General features: G+C 35.2%; 21 protein-coding genes. 19 read left to right on the top strand and 2 right to left on the bottom strand.

Translation table 11 applies throughout. The features are described 5' to 3' along the window. Positions 1-7: 7 nt before the first annotated feature. A complete protein-coding gene (locus AC6H33_RS00565; protein WP_497605051.1) occupies positions 8-1,324 on the bottom strand; it encodes an MFS transporter in 1,317 nt (438 codons plus the stop codon). Positions 1,325-1,432: 108 nt separating this feature from the next. Here AC6H33_RS00565 and rdgB point away from each other — a divergent pair, with 108 nt between their 5' ends. Beyond that, the gene (rdgB, locus tag AC6H33_RS00570) at positions 1,433-2,032 is read left to right on the top strand and encodes an RdgB/HAM1 family non-canonical purine NTP pyrophosphatase (RefSeq protein WP_497605052.1); all 600 of its coding nucleotides are present in this window, start codon (positions 1,433-1,435) and stop codon (positions 2,030-2,032) included. 133 nt (positions 2,033-2,165) lie between these two features. Here the strand turns inward: rdgB and AC6H33_RS00575 are convergent, their stop codons facing one another. Then, the gene (locus AC6H33_RS00575; RefSeq protein ID WP_497605053.1) at positions 2,166-2,936 is read right to left on the bottom strand and encodes an undecaprenyl-diphosphate phosphatase; all 771 of its coding nucleotides are present in this window, start codon (positions 2,934-2,936) and stop codon (positions 2,166-2,168) included. A gap of 126 nt (positions 2,937-3,062) precedes the next feature. Here AC6H33_RS00575 and AC6H33_RS00580 point away from each other — a divergent pair, with 126 nt between their 5' ends. The 18 genes from AC6H33_RS00580 (at position 3,063) to AC6H33_RS00665 (ending at position 21,382) form a co-directional block, all read left to right on the top strand. Beyond that, entirely contained in the window at positions 3,063-4,175 is a 1,113-nt protein-coding gene (locus tag AC6H33_RS00580; RefSeq protein ID WP_497605054.1) for a pyridoxal-phosphate-dependent aminotransferase family protein, read from the top strand. Beyond that, positions 4,176-5,024, top strand: coding sequence for an ATP phosphoribosyltransferase regulatory subunit (locus AC6H33_RS00585; RefSeq protein ID WP_497605055.1), 849 nt, complete (start codon positions 4,176-4,178; stop codon positions 5,022-5,024). It abuts the gene before it with no gap. 9 nt (positions 5,025-5,033) lie between these two features. Continuing rightward, the gene (locus tag AC6H33_RS00590) at positions 5,034-6,284 is read left to right on the top strand and encodes an adenylosuccinate synthase (RefSeq protein ID WP_497605056.1); all 1,251 of its coding nucleotides are present in this window, start codon (positions 5,034-5,036) and stop codon (positions 6,282-6,284) included. A gap of 37 nt (positions 6,285-6,321) precedes the next feature. Beyond that, the gene (locus AC6H33_RS00595; protein ID WP_497605057.1) at positions 6,322-6,741 is read left to right on the top strand and encodes a flagellar export protein FliJ; all 420 of its coding nucleotides are present in this window, start codon (positions 6,322-6,324) and stop codon (positions 6,739-6,741) included. Further along, complete coding sequence (locus AC6H33_RS00600; protein ID WP_497605058.1) at positions 6,738-7,250, top strand: MotE family protein; 513 nt, start codon at positions 6,738-6,740, stop codon at positions 7,248-7,250. Before AC6H33_RS00595 ends, AC6H33_RS00600 begins: the two co-directional genes overlap by 4 nt. A 61-nt stretch (positions 7,251-7,311) precedes the next feature. Further along, positions 7,312-9,183, top strand: coding sequence for a putative bifunctional diguanylate cyclase/phosphodiesterase (locus AC6H33_RS00605; RefSeq protein WP_497605059.1), 1,872 nt, complete (start codon positions 7,312-7,314; stop codon positions 9,181-9,183). 64 nt (positions 9,184-9,247) lie between these two features. Beyond that, entirely contained in the window at positions 9,248-9,799 is a 552-nt protein-coding gene (locus AC6H33_RS00610) for a DUF507 family protein (RefSeq protein ID WP_497605060.1), read from the top strand. A 1-nt stretch (position 9,800) separates the two neighbouring features. Next, on the top strand, positions 9,801-10,946 hold the full coding sequence (gene carA / locus AC6H33_RS00615; RefSeq protein ID WP_497605061.1) for a glutamine-hydrolyzing carbamoyl-phosphate synthase small subunit: 1,146 nt from the start codon (positions 9,801-9,803) through the stop codon (positions 10,944-10,946). Between the two features lie 230 nt (positions 10,947-11,176). Then, a complete protein-coding gene (gene ccoN / locus AC6H33_RS00620; RefSeq protein WP_497605062.1) occupies positions 11,177-12,670 on the top strand; it encodes a cytochrome-c oxidase, cbb3-type subunit I in 1,494 nt (497 codons plus the stop codon). A gap of 15 nt (positions 12,671-12,685) precedes the next feature. Then, positions 12,686-13,378: a cytochrome-c oxidase, cbb3-type subunit II gene (gene ccoO, locus AC6H33_RS00625; RefSeq protein WP_497605063.1), complete on the top strand. Its 693-nt coding sequence runs from the start codon at positions 12,686-12,688 to the stop codon at positions 13,376-13,378. A 9-nt stretch (positions 13,379-13,387) separates the two neighbouring features. Beyond that, positions 13,388-13,591, top strand: coding sequence for a cytochrome c oxidase, cbb3-type, CcoQ subunit (locus AC6H33_RS00630; RefSeq protein WP_497605064.1), 204 nt, complete (start codon positions 13,388-13,390; stop codon positions 13,589-13,591). A 9-nt stretch (positions 13,592-13,600) separates the two neighbouring features. Next, positions 13,601-14,548: a cbb3-type cytochrome c oxidase N-terminal domain-containing protein gene (locus tag AC6H33_RS00635; protein ID WP_497605065.1), complete on the top strand. Its 948-nt coding sequence runs from the start codon at positions 13,601-13,603 to the stop codon at positions 14,546-14,548. 10 nt (positions 14,549-14,558) lie between these two features. After that, the gene (locus AC6H33_RS00640) at positions 14,559-14,768 is read left to right on the top strand and encodes a DUF4006 family protein (RefSeq protein WP_497605066.1); all 210 of its coding nucleotides are present in this window, start codon (positions 14,559-14,561) and stop codon (positions 14,766-14,768) included. 109 nt (positions 14,769-14,877) lie between these two features. After that, complete coding sequence (locus tag AC6H33_RS00645) at positions 14,878-15,582, top strand: 3-dehydroquinate dehydratase (RefSeq protein WP_497605067.1); 705 nt, start codon at positions 14,878-14,880, stop codon at positions 15,580-15,582. Continuing rightward, positions 15,569-16,075, top strand: a complete 507-nt coding sequence (locus AC6H33_RS00650; protein ID WP_497605068.1) for a FixH family protein — start codon at positions 15,569-15,571, stop codon at positions 16,073-16,075. Before AC6H33_RS00645 ends, AC6H33_RS00650 begins: the two co-directional genes overlap by 14 nt. A 14-nt stretch (positions 16,076-16,089) precedes the next feature. Next, a complete protein-coding gene (locus AC6H33_RS00655; RefSeq protein ID WP_497605069.1) occupies positions 16,090-18,435 on the top strand; it encodes a PD-(D/E)XK nuclease family protein in 2,346 nt (781 codons plus the stop codon). Continuing rightward, a complete protein-coding gene (locus AC6H33_RS00660) occupies positions 18,436-18,669 on the top strand; it encodes a VF530 family protein (protein ID WP_497605070.1) in 234 nt (77 codons plus the stop codon). 1 nt (position 18,670) lies between these two features. Beyond that, positions 18,671-21,382: a RecB-like helicase gene (locus AC6H33_RS00665; protein WP_497605071.1), complete on the top strand. Its 2,712-nt coding sequence runs from the start codon at positions 18,671-18,673 to the stop codon at positions 21,380-21,382. The last annotated feature ends 19 nt before the right edge of the window (positions 21,383-21,401 follow it).

Genomic DNA, 21,401 nt, shown 5'->3' on the forward strand with positions numbered 1-21,401 from the left:
GAAGGCTCTATTTAGAGATTTGAGATATTAGATCATCTTTTTGTATAGCACCTGTTGCATACTTAATGATGATAAGTTTTTCAGTGTCGTTTATATACCACTCAGCGATATGAGCACTCTCTAGGTTTTGTAGTTTTAGAGTGTCCACATCGTCTTGAGGTAGATAAAGATGAGAGTATTTTGTCGGATTTTGAAGTCTTAGTGTCCATAAAAACCATAAAACAGCAACCACACCAACAGATATACCGATAGTCTCTCTATCGCTTATGCCAAGAAGAAGACCAGCAGATGTCCCGCCTATAAATGTAGCAAAATAGGCGATAGAATTTGAAATACCAAGCGCTGCGCCTTTTTGATGAACTTTAGCAAACTTTGTTATCATTGATTGAACTAGAGGCTCCATCATGTTAAAGGCGATAAAAAATAGAACTACACCCACAACAAAAACAGTGCTTGACATTGTAAGTCCCATAATTAGAAACGAAGCTATAAAAAGGGCTATCGAGAGAAGAAATATCTCTTTTGGTTTATTGTGTTTTTCGCCAAAAACAGCAGCTGGTCCCATAGCAGCAAGACCAAAAAACATAGCAGGAAGGTACGCCATGTATAAATCAGATTTCTGCCAAGAAAAGTCACTACTTGTTAAGATGATAGGAATAAGAACAAATGCGATAGTCATAAGACCTTTTTGCATTGCATTTATGATAATCATATTTAAAAGATTTGGGTCTTTTAAAATGTCTGAAGTTTTTGTAGTTGCGTGATAAGTGTGCTTAATCTTTGGAGGAGTTGGTACCTTTGTAAAGAGTAAGATTATCGCAAGAACAGCAAAAACAGCTGTTAATATAAAGAGAAACTCAACACCATATTTTGCACCAAGAACTGGTCCAAGACCCATAGCAAGAGCAAAACTAAGAGCGATAGAAGCACCCATGATAGCCATAGCTTTTCCACGAATCTCTTCGGCAACTAAATCAGAAATCATAGCAGTAATTACTGAACCGATTGCTCCAGCACCTTGTAAGAAACGACCAATCATAAGCGTGTAGATATCAGTAGAATAAGCACACATGATAGAGCCAACTAAAAAGATTAAAAGACCTACTAAAAGAGTTGGTTTTCGTCCTATTTTATCGCTCATAGCTCCAAAAGGAACTTGAAAAATTGCTTGAGTAAGGGCATAACCGCCAACAACGATACCGACAAGAAGAGGAGTAGAGCCCTCAAGCTCTAAAGCAAAGATAGATATAACTGGTAGAACTAAAAATAGACCTAAAAATCTCAGCGAAAGAATTGCAGAGAGTGGGAAGACTTTTTTAAACATTGTGTACCTTAATATAGTATATAATTCGCAATTATAATAAAAAGATTGTTTATGCAAACTTTGCCAAGCAAAGAAGCGTATCTTTAAAGTAAATACTAAGGAATGATGATGAAACTTATATTGGCAACTTCAAACAAAGGTAAAGTAAAAGAGATTAAAGCACTTTGTAAAGATTTTGAAGTAATAGCATACAGTGAGTTGATAGAAGAGTTTGAAATCATAGAAGATGCCGATAGCTTTAAGGGAAATGCACTTATAAAGGCAAGAGCCGTATTTAAGGCACTTAGTCAAAAAAATGAGTATAAAGATGTAGTTGTTTTAGCAGATGACAGCGGTATAAGCGTTGATGTATTAGGCGGAGCTCCTGGAATATATAGTGCAAGATACGCGTCAAAGGGTGCATCTGACAAAGATAACCTAAATAAACTTATAGATGATGTAAAAAAAAGCGGAGTAAAGAGTTCACCAGCTCACTACACTGCTGCAATTGCAATCGTTACACCAAAGTATGAGTATAGTGTTCATGGTTGGATGTATGGGGATGTGATAGCAGAAGCTAGAGGTAATGGCGGCTTTGGATATGACCCGATGTTTATCCCTCTTGGATATGACAAAACACTTGCAGAGTTGGATGATGAGATTAAAAAAAGTCTATCTCACCGTGCTAAAGCTCTAAGCCTTGCGAAGATAATTCTTCAGACTTTATAGAAACTTTACGCTTAAATTATAAATAGTAGTTTCTATATTCTCTAAAAATATAGTGAGTTTTGATTTGTAAATAGCTATTGTCTTCATATTGTCTCCTTATGAAGAACATAAGCAAACACTATACCAAAAATATTTAGTTGAAAAATAGAAGTAAAGCTGCCCCAAAAATAATACGATAAACACCAAAAAAGACAAATGTAAACTTCTCTAAAAACTTCAAAAATAGCTTTATACTTAGATAAGCAACTATAAATGATGTAACAAAACCAACGCCCAAAACTATTAGATTTGCTTCACTAAAATCTTTATAGTGCTTAAGTAAATCATAGGCACTAACCGCTCCCATAACAGGAAAAGCAAGTAAAAAACTAAACTCAGCGCTTGCCTTTCTGCTCAATCCTACAAGAAGTGCGCCTATGATTGTTGAACCTGCTCTGCTAGTTCCTGGGATTAGTGCAAAAACTTGAGCGAAGCCGATGATTATGGACTGTTTGAGCGTAATGGCTTCTACTTCATGAATGGTTTTTTTATTCTCATATATAAAAAATTTCTCTACAATTAAAAATATAACCCCACCGATGATAAACATGACAGCAACTATTTGAATACTAAAGAGCTCTTTTATTTGAGAAGAAAATATAAAACCAATGATTGCTAAAGGTAAAAATGCAACAAAAACCTTCATCCATAAATCTATTTTTTTGATACTAAACTTATCTTTGTAGTTAAAAATTACCGCGAGTATTGCAGAGAACTGGATGATGACTTCATACGCTTTATTTATGCTATTTTGTTCGAGTCCTAAAAACTCACTAGCAACTATAAGATGTCCAGTTGATGAGATGGGTAAAAATTCTGTAAAGCCTTCAATTGCACCTAAAATTATCGAATCTAGTATAGTCATTAATGCCCTTGATAAACTTATAGTTTCTGTTTTTTATTGGAATTCTAGCATAAAAGTAAAGAGTCACTTTATGTTATTTAGATATAATGCGAGGTTTTAAATTAATAATAAATTAGGAACTTTCATATGTTACTTTTCACGCCTGGACCGACTCCTGTACCTCAAAATGTTCGTAATGCAATGAGTGATGAGACTATGCACCATCGTACACCTGAATTTGAAGCTATCTTTCTTAAGACAAGAGAATACCTCTTTAAACTTTTTGGCAGTGATGAGGTTGTAATGCTTTCATCAAGCGGAACTGGCGCTATGGAAGCAGCTGTTGTAAACCTTACTCATAACACGCTTTTAAATGTAAACTCAGGTAAATTCGGTGAGAGATTTGGAAAAATCGCAACTGCTCATGGTCTTGGAAATGTTGAGATAAAAAATGAGTGGGATACAGCAGTAACAGTTGAAGAAGTTATCAAAGCTATCAAAGAAAACTCAAATATTGACGCTATCGCAGTGCAAATAAGCGAGTCTGCTGGTGGACTTCGTCATCCAGTTGAAGCAATAGCTAAGGCTGTAAAAGAGATAAATCCAAACATTATGGTTATTGCTGATGGAATTACAGCTGTTGGTGTTGAGAAAATTGATATAACAAATATAGATTGTCTAATCGCTGGAAGTCAAAAAGCACTAATGCTTCCTCCAGGACTTGCTATTTTAGGGCTTAGTAACGCAGCAATTGAGAAAATCGGCAAAGGCAAGGGATACTACTTTAATCTTGCAACTGAGATAAAATCTCAAAGAAAAAACACTACTGCATGGACAGCTGCTACAACGCTTACAATAGGGCTTTTAGAGATATTAGAGACTATTGAGAGAGATGGCGGTTTAGATAAATTATATGAAGATACTGCTTCTAGAGCAGAGGCGGTAATGGCTTCTCTTAGAGCAATCGGACTGCATGTATATCCAAAAACTCCAGCGTTATCTATGACAACCATCGATGATGAAGATGCATCAAAAATTAGAAAAATTTTAAAAACTGATTTTGGTGTAAATGTTGCAGGTGGACAAGATCACCTAGATGGAAAGATTTTCCGTATAAATCAGATGGGACTAATCCCAGCTTATGAAATTTCATGGGTTGTAAACTCTGTGGAACTCGCACTTGCTAAACTTGGGCGCAGAGCGTATAACGGAGAGGCGAACAGAGTCTTTAATGAAAACTACTTTAGAGTTGGCAGATAGATGATACTTGAACATGAAATTCCTAGCGGCTCAAAACTCTACTTTGGAAGTAGCGCTAAAATAAAGCGAGAGATTGAAAAAGTTGCTAGTGATATTTTGTACTCTAGAGGATTTGAAGAGATAGTTACACCGATATTTTCATATCATCAACATAAAAGCATCGCTAATGATAAAGAGCTTATAAAAGTAAATGATGAAAAAAATAACTCAATCTCGCTAAGAGCAGACTCCACGATAGATGTTGTAAGAATCATAGAGAAGAGACTTGGAAGAAACACAGAACATAAAAAATGGTTCTATATACAACCTGTTTTTCGTTATCCAACAGATGAGCAGTTTCAAATTGGGGTTGAATTTATGGGAGAGGACAAACTCTCATCAGTGCTAAATATCGCTATAGATATTTTCAAGAGTTTAGAAGTTTATCCTCTTATCCAAATCTCAAATATGATGATACCTAGGCTCTTAGTAGAGATGTTTGATGGTTTGACTTTAGATGATTTTAGACATACAAATATAGAGAAATTTTTAGCCCAAAAGAGTGATTGGCTAGAAAAACTTGTCTATCTTCAACACCCAGAACAGGTTGATGAACTTTTAGAGATTGTTCCGCCAAAGATAAAAGTTGAGCTTGAGAAGATGAAAAATTTATGCGGAGCAATAGGTTGCCCAAATAGTGTTTTAGCGCCTATGTACTATGCAAAAATGCTCTATTATGATGAGCTGTTTTTTAGAGTTATTGATAAAAATGAGGTTTACGCTAGAGGCGGAAGATATAAAAATCTAGAGCTTAGCTCTGTAGGTTTTGCAATTTACACAGATGTACTTATAGAGACAAAAGCAAAATAGAGGGATGAAATGAAAGCAGATTTAATAGTTGGAATACAGTGGGGCGATGAAGGAAAAGGAAAGATTGTTGATAGATTGGCAAAAGAGTACGATATGGTTTGTAGAAGCCAAGGCGGACATAATGCAGGTCACACGATTTGGGTAGATGGCGTTAGGTACGCACTTCATCTTATCCCTTCAGGTATTTTAAACCCTAAAGCGATAAACGTTATTGGAAATGGTGTTGTTCTCTCTCCTGAGTCTATTATCAAAGAGATGACGCAGTTTGAAGCTCTTGAGGGAAGACTCTTTATCTCTGATAAAGCTCACTTAAATCTCTCTTACCACTCTCTTGTTGATCAAGCTCGTGAAAAATTAAAAGGCGATAAAGCTATTGGAACAACCGGCAAGGGAATTGGACCAGCATATTCTGACAAGATAAATCGTGTAGGTGTTAGAGTTGGAGAGCTTTTAGATCCTGTAAAACTTTGTGAGACTATACTTGAGTATTTTGAGCAAAACAGAGCTATTTTTGATATTTATGATATTAAATCTCCAAGCAAAAATGAGTTGTTAAAAGAACTTCAAGGATATAGTGATAAGCTCTCTCCTTTCATAACAGATACAACTCAGCTTATTTGGAGAGCGCTAGATGTTGAGAACAAAAGAGTTCTTCTTGAGGGCGCACAAGGAACAATGCTAGATATAGACCATGGAACTTATCCATATGTAACGTCAAGCTCAACTGTTAGTGCTGGAGCTTGTACGGGTCTTGGTATAAATGCTAAAGATATAGGAAAAGTAACAGGGATTGTAAAAGCATACTGTACTCGCGTTGGTAATGGACCATTTCCTAGTGAAGATTTAGGTGAAGATGGAAAGCTTATCGGAGAGAGGGGTCGTGAGTTTGGCACAACAACAGGCCGTGCTAGAAGATGCGGTTGGTTTGATGCGGTTGCATGTAGATATGCAAGTCGCTTAAACGGATGTGATGAACTAGCTCTTATGAAACTTGATGTTCTTGATGGATTTAGTGAAGTTAAAGTATGTGTAGCTTATGAATTAAATGGTGCTCAGATAGATTATCTTCCAGCAAATTTGGATGACGTTAAGCCTATTTATAAGTCATTTAAGGGTTGGGGTAAAACAGAAGGTGCAAGAAAATTTGAAGAGCTTCCAAAAGAGGCACAAGATTATATCAGAGCGATAGAAGATATTACTAAAACAAAAGTAGGCATAATTTCTACATCACCAGAGAGAGAAGATACAATCATTTTATAAGCCTTCTAAGTAGAGGGCAAAATAGGAGCAGATAGTCGTGAAAAGCAGATTTACTCCACTTGTTAAAATTAAAAAAAGCGCTATGCAACGTAGTGAACAAGCTATGCAAAAAGCAAATGTTAACCTAAATAGCGCATCAACTGCACTCGAACTCTCCTATAACTCTCTTAAAAATGTTGACTCTCCCCAAAAAGGAACTATGAGTGAAATGCTCGCTTCAAGAGCACTCCTTGAGTCTCAGCGAGGGGTCATAAAGCACAATAAAGATTGGGTAACATTTGCCAAAAGCCAAGTTACTCAAGCAAAAATACAACTCAAAGCCGATATGATTGAGTATGAAAAGTTTCAATACTTAGAGCTTCAAGAGATAAAAGCAGAGTTAAAAAAGATAAGTGCTAAAGAGGCAAAAGAGCTGGATGAGATAGCGCTAATGACATATGCAGGAAAAAAACGATGATAAAAATATTTTTAATAACACTTATAGCGATATCAACACTAAATGCACTTGAAACAAGCGATAAGCTCTTTGAGTGTACAGAGATTTTTAAAGCAAGAAAAAGTGAACTTCTTATAGAACTTGAGAGAATAGATGAACAAAAACAGGCGCTTAGCGCACTTAAAGTAGCAACGGAAGAACTTTTGGTAAAAAGAGAGGCAAAAGTATCACAGGATGAAGAAAATGTTACAAAAAATCTTCAAGAGATAAGTGCTAAAGAAGAGTCCATTAAGCAGATGCTTCAAAAAAATGAAGAGGTATTAGAAGAGATAAAAAATGTTAAGATGCAAAAAATGTCAGAAACTTTTGCAAAGATGAAAGCAGCAAGTGCAGCAAATGTTTTATCTGAGATGGACGCATTAGAAGCAGCCGCAATCTTATCATCTCTAAAACCAAAAACTATAGGAACTATTTTGAGTAAAATGGATGCACAAAAGGCTTCAGAGCTTACATTACTTCTGGCAAAGTGATTTTTTTTAAGAAATATAAGTTAGAATAATGCCTCGTTGATAAAAAGGTAGAGAATTCAATATGCTAAATAATATTAGTTTTTATAATTTTATGCATAGACAAATTTTAGTCTTAATTGCCCTATTTGCTTCTACTGCAACATCTTATATATTTTTTGGAATTATCTACTCTTCTTATGTTATTGAACCATTATGGTATCTTTTTGTACTAGCACTTTCATATTGGGGATATAGATTATATAAAGAGTATTCAGAGACTATATTAACTATTCAAGAAAAAGAGGTTTGGCTTAACAAGTTACGCTATTTTATATTTTTTTACTTCTCTTCATGGACAATTATGTTTGTTGTTTATGTGATGCGTGATAATATTGAACTTCATTATTTAGCTATCTTTACTCAACTTGGTGTTGCTGTAGTTGCTACTACTATTCTTGTTTCTGAGAAAAAACTGGCAATTTTTATATTAGCATCATCAATGCTTCCCATTACAATTTATCTTTTGTTAATTGGAAAATTTTACTCATACATCATAGCAATCCTTACAATTGTTCTTGCATGGGTGCTTCTTTATGGCTCAAGAAATACATATGGGTATCTTCAAAGAAATCAATTTCAAGCATACCATGATTACTTAACAAAACTTGGAAACAGACGCTATTTTGTGGAACTTCTTGAAGATGGGATAAAGAAGCAAAAAAGCGATAACAAGTTTATGTTTCTACTTTTAATAGATTTGGATCATTTTAAAACAATTAACGACACATTGGGACACGATATAGGAGATAAACTGCTTAGCGAAGTTGCTCAAAGAATGAGTAACCTATCTAAAGTAAACAAAGGAACTGCATCAAGACTTGGGGGAGATGAGTTTTGCATCTTGAGTTCTACATACGAAGATAAACAAAAGTGCCTAGAGAGTGCACAAGAGTTCGCACAAGAGCTTCTGGACATAATAAAGCAGACATACATAATTGATGAACATAACCTCTATATCAGTGCTAGTATCGGAGTGAGTATTATTGATAATCCAAAAGTAACTGCTAATACTCTCATAAAAGAGGCAGACATTGCTATGTATGAAGCAAAGTCAAAAGGAAGAGACGGAGTAATACTCTTTAACAGTGAACTTTCAGTTAGAGTAGAGAGAAAGCTAGAAGTGGAGAGACTTTTGCGTTTTGCTATAAAAAAGGGAGAGATTACACTGAATTATCAGCCACAAGTAAATAGAGATGGTGAGATTATTGGGTGTGAAGTGCTTGTTAGATGGCATAATGAACAGTTAGGAAATGTTGGTCCAGATGAGTTTATACCAATTTCTGAGCAGACAGGATTTATTATTGAACTTGGATACTATATATTGGAAGAGAGCTTTAAAACACTGAGTGAATGGGACAAAAAAGGGATATATTTAAATCAGTTCTCTATAAATATAAGCATGAGACAGATGTTTAGCAAAACATTTATTGAAGATTCCATTGCTCTTTGTGTCAAATATCTTAACCCTACACTAAGCGCAAAACTGATTTTTGAGATGACTGAGACAAGTGCCGCTGAAGATGTTCAAAAACTAATAGAGATAATGAACAAGGCTAAGTTATGCGGTATTCGTTTCTCAATGGATGATTTTGGTACAGGCTATTCGTCCCTAAGCTATTTGCGTCAGATACCAATAGATGAGCTAAAGATAGATAAGTCGTTTATAAGTGAATTAGACAACCCTAAAAAAGATGCGAACATGGTAACAACTATTCTAAATATTGCCAAAAACTTGGGACTAAGTGTTGTTGCTGAAGGTGTAGAGACTCAAGAGCAAAAAGAGTTTTTAGTAAAAGAAAAGTGCGACATATTGCAAGGGTACAATTTTTCAAAACCACTCAGTAAAGATAAGTTTGAAGAGTTTTATTTAAAGGATAAAATAAGTTCCCTCTAATGCTAAACTAACCTTACTTATTGTAAAATTACAAAATTTATTTTAACACATATAAGGTCTCTGGATGAAAATATCACTTAAAACTATTCCACATATAGCTAGCAAGATTGCAATCGATTTAAATAAGAGTGATGTTGTCACAATGACAAAAGGTCTTGAGCCAATAGCAAAAGAGGCAGAAAAAATATTGCTACATGACGCTAAGCAAGAGATGGCACTTGAAGAGAAGACACACCAGATATGTGAAGCAAATGAAGAGGAGATAGAGTTTAATCTTGTAGATGAGAGACAACTATTTTTCATGATAAAGAAAAAATTAGCTCCTGAATTTGGTGTTATTTTAAATTATGAAGAGCGTTATTCTGATGTTTCTCATAAAATACTTGATGAACTGTATGAAGAGGATTTAATTCACTTCGATGTAACAGAAAATCGTATAAAAAATATTATCTACAATGCAATTACTTCATTTATTACTGAGGCTTCTGAGCTCGATAATATTATTATGGAGAAGATTAAAACATACAAAAAAAGATATATTCCAGGAACTGATGAGTTTGATATCTTGTATGAGAAAATTTATAAAGAAGAGCTAACTAGAAGAGGTATGGAGTAAAATGGCTATGGAACTATTAAAAAAAAGAGCTTGGATTTATCTTGAAAATGGAACTTTTTTAGAGGCTAACAGCTTCGGAGCAGAAGATACTGTTGTTGGCGAAATTGTTTTTAATGTTTCAATGAGCGGTTATCAAGAGATTATGTCTGATCCATCATATGCTGGTCAGTTTGTTACATTTACTATGCCAGAGATTGGAAATGTTGGTGTTAACAGTGAAGATATGGAGAGTACATCAGCACACGCCAAAGGGATGATAGTTAGAAAATATCAAGAGAGATACTCTAACTTTAGAGCCGAGGGTTCACTTGCTGATTTTCTAAAAAAGCAAAATGTTATGGGCATTTGTGACATTGACACAAGATACTTAACTAAGATGTTAAGAGAAGAGGGTGCTATGATGATGATAGCTTCAACAGAGATTAGCAACAAAGATGAGTTAAAGAAAATTTTACAAAACAGTCCTAGAATAGAGCATGTAAACTATATAGAGCAAGTAAGTACTAAAGTTGCATACAAACATACCCAATCAACATACAGCAATAGAGAGTTTAAGTTTGAGAAAGCTCCAAAGTCAGAAGCAAATATAGTAGTTCTTGATTTTGGTGTAAAAACAAATATCTTAAATGAGCTAGTAAGTGCAAAAATTGGCGTTGAAGTAATCCCAAATAACTTTAGTGGAGATGAGCTTATAAAAAGATACAACAACAGAGAGATTGATGGAGTATTTTTGTCAAATGGTCCTGGAGACCCGCTTGTACTAAAAGATGAGCAAAGAGAGATAAAAAAATTAATAGAGGCAAAAGTTCCTATGTTTGGAATCTGTCTTGGGCACCAACTCTTATCAATTGCGCATGGGTATGATACTTTTAAGCTAAAATTTGGACATCATGGTGGAAACCAACCTGTAAAAAATATGAAAACAGGATTAGTTGAAATTACCGCTCAAAACCATAACTATAATGTTCCAGACAACATTATAGAAGTTGCAGAGGTAACACATGTAAATCTATTTGACAACACAATTGAGGGTCTAAAGTATAACGACTCTCCGATATTTTCTGTTCAGCACCATCCAGAATCTAGTCCTGGACCAAAAGAGAGCAGATATATCTTCAACGAGTTCTTATCTTTAATTAAAAGATAAGAACGCTCCACCATACCATCCACATTTTTTCTTCAAAACAGTTCAAGACATAACATTTTATTATTAATACAACGTTAAGAGCACGATAAAATGCAAAAAATGTCAAAATTTTGGCAATAATTAAGAATTCTTAAACATTTATACTGTTACTATGTCGTAGTTGATTAGTTTAATAAATTTAGCTTGAGTTAATTAAACTTAATTACTTTGAATCTTTAAGGAGGCTATATATGGAAAATCGTCCATTAGAGTACGACTACACAATTGCTAAGATGTTTATGCTTACAACCATTGTTTTGGGAATTGTTGGTATGCTCATCGGTGTTATATTAGCATTTCAACTTGCATTTCCAGGATTAAACTTAATACTTGGTGATAATTTAGCTGAATATACTAACTTCAGTCGTCTTCGTCCACTGCATACAGATGCAGTAATCTTTGGCTTTACTCTAAGTGGTGTTTTTGCTACTTGGTATTATGTAGGTCAGCGTGTTTTAAAAGTATCTATGGCAGAGTCAAAGTTACTTATGACTATAGGAAAGCTTCATTTTTGGCTCTACTTAGCAGTTGTTGCTGCAGCAGTTTTTTCACTTTTTGCAGGTGTTACAACTTCAAAAGAGTATGCTGAATTTGAGTGGCCAATAGATATTGGTGTAGTTGTTGTTTGGGTTTTATTTGGTATGAGTATGTTTGGTCTTATCGGTATTCGCCGTGAAAAATCACTATATATCTCTGTCTGGTACTACATAGCAACTTTCTTAGGTATAGCGATGCTTTATCTATTTAACAATATGGAAATTCCTACAATGTTTGCTACTTCACCAGCAGGTGAGACAGGCATTGGCGCATGGTATCACTCTGTATCGATGTATGCAGGGACAAATGACGCTTTAGTTCAGTGGTGGTATGGTCATAATGCAGTTGCATTTGGTTTTACAGTGCCTATCGTTGCTATGATTTACTACTTTTTACCAAAAGAGTCAGGTCAGGCAATCTACTCATATAAGCTTTCACTACTCTCTTTTTGGGGATTAATGTTTGTTTATTTATGGGCTGGTGGACACCACTTGCTATACTCAACTGTTCCAGATTGGATGCAGACTATGGGGTCGATTTTCTCTATAATCCTGATTCTTCCATCATGGGGTTCAGCTATAAATATGCTTCTTACAATGAAGGGTGAGTGGCAACAAGTTGCAGCTTCTCCATTGATTAAGTTTATGATTTTAGCTTCAACTTTCTATATGTTCTCAACGTTAGAGGGACCAATTCAAGCTATTAAATCTGTTAACGCTATTGCTCACTTTACTGACTGGATTGTTGGTCACGTTCATGATGGTGTTCTTGGTTGGGTTGGCTTTATGATTATGGCAGCTCTGTACCATATGGCTCCTCGTGTATTTAAACGTGAGATATACTCTAAAGCGATTATGACGGCACAATTTTGGATTCAAACTTTAGGTGTTGTACTCTACTTTACTTCTATGTGGATTGCAGGTATTACACAAGGTATGATGTGGCGTGCTCATGATGAGTTTGGTAATTTAGCTTACTCATTTATTGATACTGTTACTGTACTTCACCCTTACTATGCTATCCGTGGTGTTGGTGGACTTTTATATCTAGTTGGTTTCTTGATGTTTGCTTATAACATCTACAAAACTATGTCTTCTCGCCCTGTTGAAGAGCGCGAGTTACAAAGTGCATCGCCTATGGGCGCTTAATTGAAAGGATAAAATATGTTTCATTGGTTAGAAAAACATCCGTTCTTTTTTGCGGTAGGTGTGTTTATAGCAATTGCTTTTGCAGGTTTGATTGAGATTCTTCCAAACTTTGCTCAAGCTTCTCGTCCAGTAATCGGTACGGCTCCATACTCTACTTTAGAGTTGGCTGGTCGTCACGTTTATATTAAAAACAGTTGTAATGCTTGTCACTCTCAGCTTGTTCGTCCGTTTAAGTCAGAGACTGACCGTTATGGACACTACTCATTAAGTGGTGAGTATGCGTATGATAGACCATTCTTATGGGGTTCAAAAAGAACAGGTCCAGATTTGATGCGTGTTGGTAATTATAGAACTACTGACTGGCACGAAAATCATATGAAAGATCCTCATAGCGTTGTTCCAGGCTCAATTATGCCAGCATACAAGTGGTTATTTACAAATAAAGCTGATATAGACACTGTGTATGCAGAACAACTAACTGTTGCTCAACATTTCTCGGTTCCTTATAACCAAGATGTTCCTATGAGAGATGGATCTGTTAAAAATGTAAAAATGGCTCAAAGTCTTTCTGAAGCTCATGAAATTGCTCTTGAAGAAGCAAAAGCAGTAGCAGTGGATATGAAAGATCAAGATGTAAAAGATGCTGTTAGTCGTGGTGAGATTCCTGAGATAGTTGCATTAATCGCATATATGAATAGCCTTAAGTAGGGGTTTGAAGTGAATATTGCAGAAATTCAAGCTTATGGATACTTTATACTTACATTTCTTCTTGTGTTAGTGTTGTATGGTTACATATATCACCTCTACACAAAAAAAAGAGATGCTGATGGGGTCGACTACGAGAGTTATAGCAATATGGCACTAAAAGATGATATAGACGATGCTCCAGTGTCGGCTCTATCTGAAGAGAAAGAGAAATAGGAGGGATATATGAATAAGCTTTATCTTTGGGGAATTATTGTTGTTGCTATCATGTTTGGTGCTACGGCGTACACGCTGGTGCTTACTGGTGGTGGAAACAAAAGTTTAACCGATATTCTTAGTGGCGATATTGTAAATGCATTAGCTATTACAGGTGCGGCTGCTCTAGTTGTAATTACAGTTTTTGTTGTAATTAAATATGTTCGTCAGATGCAAGTTGATAGTGCAACTGGTGATCTTGCCGATGAAAATTGGGATGGAATTGGTGAATATAAAAATAGTCTGCCAACTGGTTGGGCTGTTATGTTTTTACTTACAATGGTTTGGGGTATGTGGTATTGGACAATTGGTTACCCTGTAAATGCATATTCTCAAATTGGTGAGTATAATGAAGATACAGCAGTTCATAATGCTAAATTTGAAGCTAAGTATAAAGATATTACTGGCGATAGATTAGTAGAGATGGGCGAGTCTGTATTCTTAGCAGAGTGTAAAGTTTGTCACGGTATCAATGCTGATGGTATTGATGGAAAAGCAGCAAACTTAAATCATAGAATTGATGCGGCTTCTGTTAAGCATGTTATAGAAAATGGTTCAAACAATAAGCTTCTTGGTTTTGAAATGCCAATGCCTGACCGCAATGGACTTATGAATGCAAATTCTGGTTATGCTCCAATTACAGATGCTGAGATAGAATTAGTATCACGCTTTGTAGCAAATGGTATGACTGGTGAAGGTGCAGAAGTATTTGCTGGAACTTGTGTAATGTGTCATGGTGCTGATGGTATGGGTGTTGATAGTATGGGTCCAAATATCAGTAAATTTGATACTGTTTTAGTTACAAACGTTCTTACTCACGGTAAAAAAGGTATGATAGGTGTTATGCCTAAGTTTGATAGATTAAACGATAAGCAAAAAGAAGCTGTTGGTGCATATATCACTAACATAAGCAAATAAGGAGTCGGTTATGAATGAAAATAGAAGCGTATTCTCTATTGATGGGATAACGGGCATGTTAATTGCAACAGTTCTGTTACTTGTAATTTTGGCGGGTCTTACTATGTGGGCTATCAATGTTCAACATACAAGTGCTGCAAACTATTATGATATTAAAGATGAAGCATCTATCAAGATGATTGGCTCAAATGCTGCTGATCATGTTGTTGATGTAAAGTAAAGGGTAGGAAATGGAAAAAATTATTTCATGGGGCTTAGTTTTAATGGCTCTTTATACACTCTATGCAGTTTTAACACCTAACCATTTATATATTGGTTAGGAAAAAAAATTGAACTACTCAAGAGGGCTCATTGCCCTCATACTCACACTTTTTTTTAACTCCTCGTTAGTTGCACAATATTTATATAAAGATGAACTGATATTTAATCCAGCGTTTGATGCTGAGATAGAAAAGCTGGGAAGTGAGCTTTACCAAAAGACTGGTATCTCTCTTAGACTAGTAATGCTTAAAAAATTGCCAGATTCTAAAAATATAGTAGAGTATGAAAAAGAGCTTTTAGAAGAGTTCAATTCGCCAACTATTTTGCTTACATTTTCAGAGATAGATACAAAAGTAGACATCTTAGCAAATGAGACATCTTTATATAACTATTTTGATAAAAAACAGATACTAAGCCCAGTTGCTTCGCCAGTTCAAGCATTTATAATTGCACTTTTTTACAGCAATAGCTTTGCCTCATTTAAAGAGACACTAAGCAGTTATGGGGGGACTATCATACCTCTTTTAGCTCAAAAAGCAAAAGATGGGGAAGTACTAGGCAAATACTCAGGCTCAATGTTTAACGGTTACGCAGACATAGCAGAACAGGTCGCAGCAAGTAAGGGTGTGGTACTTGAAAATGGAGTTGGCAATGCAAACCAACAGAGTATATTTTTTGTAAAAGTATTGTTTTACGGTTTTATACTCTATGGTATATTTCTCTACATAAAAAGAAAACTATATTTAAGAAAGCAGAAAAATGAATCTAAATAACGGCAGAATTTGGCCATATTCAATCGCTGCGTCAATTATTTTTATATTTGGTGCATGTGTTGCAACGATAGTAGTTACAAGTACGCTTCCAGTTCAAAATAGCGATACTTATATGATGGGTTATCATGAGGCTGATGCAAAAGCCAATGAACTGCTGAGCGCTAAAATAGATTTTGATAAGAAGTACAACATCAAATATGTAACTGATACTTTTACAAAAGATAAGAGCGTTATAGCTTATAGAGTTAGTGATAAAGAATCAAACCCTATCAATGATGCAACAATAAAAGTAATGTTAACAAGACCATCAACTCATAAAAATGATCAAGAGCTAAATAGTTATCAAGTAGAAAATGGGCTATATACATTTGAAGCGATGACACTTCCAGAAGATGGAAGATGGGATATTATGGCTAAAGTTAGCGTTGGAGAGTTAAGCAGATACTACAACATAAAAACAGATACAAGAGGAATGAATATAGTAGAGTATTAGGCTATAATTAAGCCATGAATAACAAAACAATAGTACTTCCTTCAGCTCGTGCCTTGCGACATGAACAACTAAAATTGGAGGGTGAAAACCTCTTTTTACCGCACTTTATCACTATGAGTGATTTTATATCAAGACTATGTATAGTTAAGGATTTTAAGACGCTTGATGAAGATAGCAGAGTGCTTCTGCTCTTAGAAGCAAGTGACTTTAGTGATTTTAAAAACCTCCAAATAGAACGAAACTTCTTTACATTTACTAAAAATTCATCATATATATTTAAATTTTTTCAAGAGCTTAGCGCAGAGTTATACGATATAAAAGAGCTAGAGCGCTCAGATGTCTATGCGGAGTTTGAAGAGCATATAGCTATTCTTCAAGAACTTTATAAAAGATATGAGAAGCTATGCTATGAGCGTAAGTATCTTGATAAAATATTTCTTCCAAAATTATATAGTTTCAATGCAGAGTATGCAAAGAGCCATAAAAGTATAGAGTTACAAGTAGATGGTCATCTAACAAATTTTGAGTTTGAACTTCTGCATAAGTGTTGCGAATTTTGCAGTGTTGAGCTCATATTTAGTACAAGCAGATTTAACTCAAAGATGAGAGCAAAGTTCGCTGAGCTGGGTATTGAGCTAGAAGTCGGGTATAGATATAAAATCTCTTTAAATGAAAAAGAGATAGTAGAAAAAGAGAAAATTTTCCAAAACAAAAACGTAATTTGTCAATCTTTTAGTGAACCAATTCTTCAAGCGGCATTTGTTAAAAAAAAGATATATGATTTTATAAACAAAGGCTACAAAGCTGCAAATATAGCCGTTATCTTGCCAGATGAGAAGTTTGCCCAAATACTTGGCGTGTTTGATGAGAAGTTAAACTTTAACCTCGCAATGGGAGAATCTTTTGGCAAGACACAGATATATAAAAAACTAAATGCAACGTGCAAGTACATAGAACAAGACTCAAAAGAGAACTATGCAAGACTCAAAAGAGAGGGTGATGAGTTTTATATAAAACTGCGCTCTATATATAGCGACAAGAGCAAAGAGGTTGATGTTTTAGAGTTTTTAAAAGAGTACAAAGAGAGTTTTAAGAGCAAAAAAGAGATAAAAGTCTTTGATGAGGAGCTTTATAGTTTCAAAAATATTTTGCCTTTTATGAGAGAGATGAGTGTAAAATCAGTCATAAACTTATTTATGCAGAGATTATCAAAAAGAACGCTAGATGATGTAAGAGGGGGAAAGATAACCCTTATGGGAGTGCTAGAGACTCGCTCTGTAAATTTTGACGCACTTATCATTGTAGATTTTGATGACTCAAACGTTCCAAAAAAAAGCGATAAAGATATGTTCTTAAACACTCAAGTAAGAGAGATGGCAAATCTTCCAACTATGAGTGATAGAGAAAACCTGCAAAAACACTACTACGAGATGGTAATAAACGGAGCAAAAGAGGTGGCTATCGGATTTGTAAACTCCAAAGAGAGCAGTGCTTCAAGATTTTTAAAACAGTTAAATATTAAAGAGAAAAATATACATGACGAGCAAGAGTACGCTTCGTTGCTATTTGAGAGAACAAAAGCGTACAAACAAGAAGAGGAAGAAATTTCATCAGAGTATAGCTTTAAAGGTAAAACACTCTCAGCTACAAAACTAAAAACATTCCTTACATGTAAGAGAAAATACTACTACCGCTATATCATGCAACTAAAAAATCATGAGATTCCAAAAGATATGCCAAAAGAGCATGAGATAGGCTTGGCTGTACATGAGGCACTAAAGCAACTCTATATAAAAAGAGATTTTTATGAAAGCCTTGATGAGTTAAAGAGAGATTTGCATAAAGAGATGAAATCTGTATGTGGCAAAAGTGAGCTAGAGCGTTATCTTATGGAGATGCAAGAGAGAAGAATGAGCCTCTTTGTTGAGTGTGAGATTGAGAGATTTGCTGATGGATATAGAGTTTTGGAATGTGAAAAAAGCCTTAGCGTAGAGTTTGGCGGCATGGTTTTAAATGGTCAGATAGATAGGATAGATAAAAAAGATAATGAACTATATGTACTTGACTATAAAACAGGCTCTTATCCGACACACACTCTAAAAAACTTCACAGAAGCCACAGACTTCCAGCTAGAGTTTTATTACCTTCTTGCCTCAACGTTAGGTCAAGTAAAAGAGTGCGGATACTATGATTTAAAAGAGTCAAAGATAGTAGCAGAGCCACTACTAAATGAAAAGCTATCTATCTTGGAGTCACATGTAAAAGATTTGCTAAACATAGAACATGTAAACTTTACTAAGTGCGAAGATATAAAAAACTGCCAGTTTTGTGAATATAAAATTATTTGTCAAAGGGAATAGATGAGCGAACAAGAAAAAAACAAAAACAACCCATTGCATGGTGTTACACTGCAGCATATTTTGGAGACTTTAGTTGAGCGTTACGGGTTTAAAGAGCTGGGTGCAAAAGTGGATATTAGATGTTTTTTGATAAATCCAACAATTAGCTCATGTTTGAAGTTTTTGAGAAAAACACCGTGGGCTAGGGCAAAAGTTGAAGAGCTTTACATAAAAAGTATGGGTAAGCAGAGCTAAGATGCTTATAAATAACCTAGCTTACGAGGCGAGTGCTGGAAGTGGAAAAACTTTTATGCTTGTTGTTCGCTATCTTAGTTTGCTGTTTTTAGGAGCAAAATCTTCAAGAGTACTAGCGCTTACGTTTACAAACAAAGCCGCAAGTGAGATGCAAGAGCGGATAATCGCAACACTTGAAGAGCTAGAGCATAGAGGAGAGCTAGAGGAGATTATAAGGGTTACAGAGCTTTCTCGTGAGTATCTTTTAGAGAATCGTCAAAGGGTTTTGGATGAGTTTTTAAACTCACATACAAAGATAATGACGATAGATAGTTTTTTTACAAAAATACTTAGAAAATTCTCTCTTTATGCTTCACTGATGCCAGATTTCTCAACATTCTCTTCCCAGCATGAGCTAAAACTTCTCTCACGTTTTTTAAAAGAGGTAAGTGTAGCAAATCAAAAAGAGATACTTATATCCCTTTCAATCTCTTCTAACAAACGACTTAGTGATATCTTTGAGCTCTTGGATGAGTTTTATATCAAGTTTGCAGAACTTAAACATATAGAGTTTAAAAAGCAGAGCGTAGAGCCTTTTGAAGAAGAAGCTCTCTCTTACATGTCAGAGCTTAAAAAGATTGTTATATCTTCGCCTAAGGCTTCAAGTACGGCGATAAAATCTGTTGAAGTAAAAGACTTTGAAGAGCTTAGCACAAAGGCTTGGCTAGAGAGAGAAAGCTTAGATTATAGAACTTTTGCAAAGTGTTACACGCCTCTTATGGATGAGCTGCTCTTTAAGATAAAAGATGCCATAAAAAACCAAAATAGAGCGCGTGAGCAGAACTTTTTTTATTCACTAAAAGGGCTTGTCGATACTTATATAAAGAGTAAAAAAGCGCTGTATATGGATGATAGTGAGCTTAGTTTTAGTGATGTTACCTATCTTGTATATGAGATTTTAAAACTTCTAGGCGATGATAGTGAGTTTTTATACTTTAGGCTTGATGCGCAGATAGAGCATATTCTCTTGGATGAGTTTCAAGATACAAGCATATTGCAGTATGAGATATTAAAACCGCTTATTGATGAGATAACATCGGGAGAGGGGATTTTTGAAAATGGAAGCTTCTTTTTTGTAGGAGATGTTAAACAGTCTATATATAGATTTCGTGGCGGTGTGAGCGCGCTTTTCCAAAGCGTTGCAGAAGAGAACTCTACACATGTAGAAAAACTACTTACAAACTATCGCTCACAAAGGGAGATAGTCTCGTTTGTAAATAGTGTTTTTATAGATAAGATAAAAAACTACACTCCACAACTCTTTAGAGAAGAGGCAAACGAGGGCTATGTTGAGGTTGTACAAAATGATGAGGTTTTAGAAGAGGTTGTTGCACAAGTCAAGGCTCTTTTAGCGCTTGGAGCAGATATAGATGAGATAGCGATTCTTTGTGCTACAAATAGAGATGGCAGTTCTGTTAAAGAAGTTCTAGAAGCAGAAAATATCGAAGTTGTAACAGAGACAACTACAAAACTTATAAATCAAAATAGTGTCAAAGCCCTTTTAGAGTATCTAAAGTATCACTACTTTGGTGAAGCTATCTATGCTCATAATTTCTTTGCTCTTATTTCGCAAAAATTCCGCCCCATTGCTAGAATTGACTTTAATAGAGTAGCTCTTTTGGATGTAGTTAAAGGAGCGATAAAAGAGTTTAACTTATTTAGCGACAGCTTTAATTTGCTTAGATTTTTAGATGCTATATCAAGATACAGTGATGTAGAAGCACTACTTTTTGAGTATGAGAGGATGGATGTAAGTGCTGCTGCTTCGGAGCTTAGAGGTGTACGAGTACTAACTGTACACAAATCAAAAGGGTTAGAGTATGAACATGTAATAGTGATGGATAGGCTTACAAAAACTCCGCCATCACGTGACGCTATCATTTATGAGTATGATGGACTTACATTAGAGAATGTTTATCTGCGGATAAAAGGCAGAGACAGTGTTGATGAGGCTTACGCCACAGCTCTTTTAAAAGAGAGGGCTCTACAAGTAGAAGATAGCTTAAATGCCCATTATGTAGCCTTTACAAGAGCAAGAGAGAGTCTTGTTGTTGTTTTAAAATCAAAAGATTCCATATTTGATATTTTAGATTTAAGAGTAGAAAAAAATGGAATTTTAAAGTGTGTGTATAAAGATAAAAAGAATAAAACAGAGTTTAAAGCCTTGGAGTATCAAGAGTTGTTTTATGGAACACAAAGTGATATTTTGGAGCTTGAAAAAGAACAAGAAGAGGATTTTGTATCTATAAACTTTGGTATAGCGATGCACTATATGCTTGAGATGTTAGGAGAGTTTAAAGCTAAAAATATAGCTCACGCAAAAGATAGCATGATAAACAAATATGGCGCACTGCTACAAGAGAGTGAGATAGAAGATATACAAAAAAGAGTAGAGATGTTGCTTGAGTGTGATGAGTTTATCTCTGTAGTTGATGGCGTATGTCATAGAGAAAAAGCACTTCGCTATAAAAACTCTCTAAGATATATAGACCTATTAGTCGAGAGTGAAGAAGGGTATAATATAGTTGATTATAAGAGCTCAAATCTGTATATGAATGAGCACGTTAAACAGGTACGCTCTTATGTAAAAGCAGTTGAGGAGATTACAAAAAAGAGTGCACAAGGCTATATAGTTTATCTACTGGAGCAGGAGATTAAGGTATTCAAGGTATAAAGTTAACTAAAACCTTGAA

It is taken from the genome of Sulfurimonas limnophila (assembly GCF_059705345.1).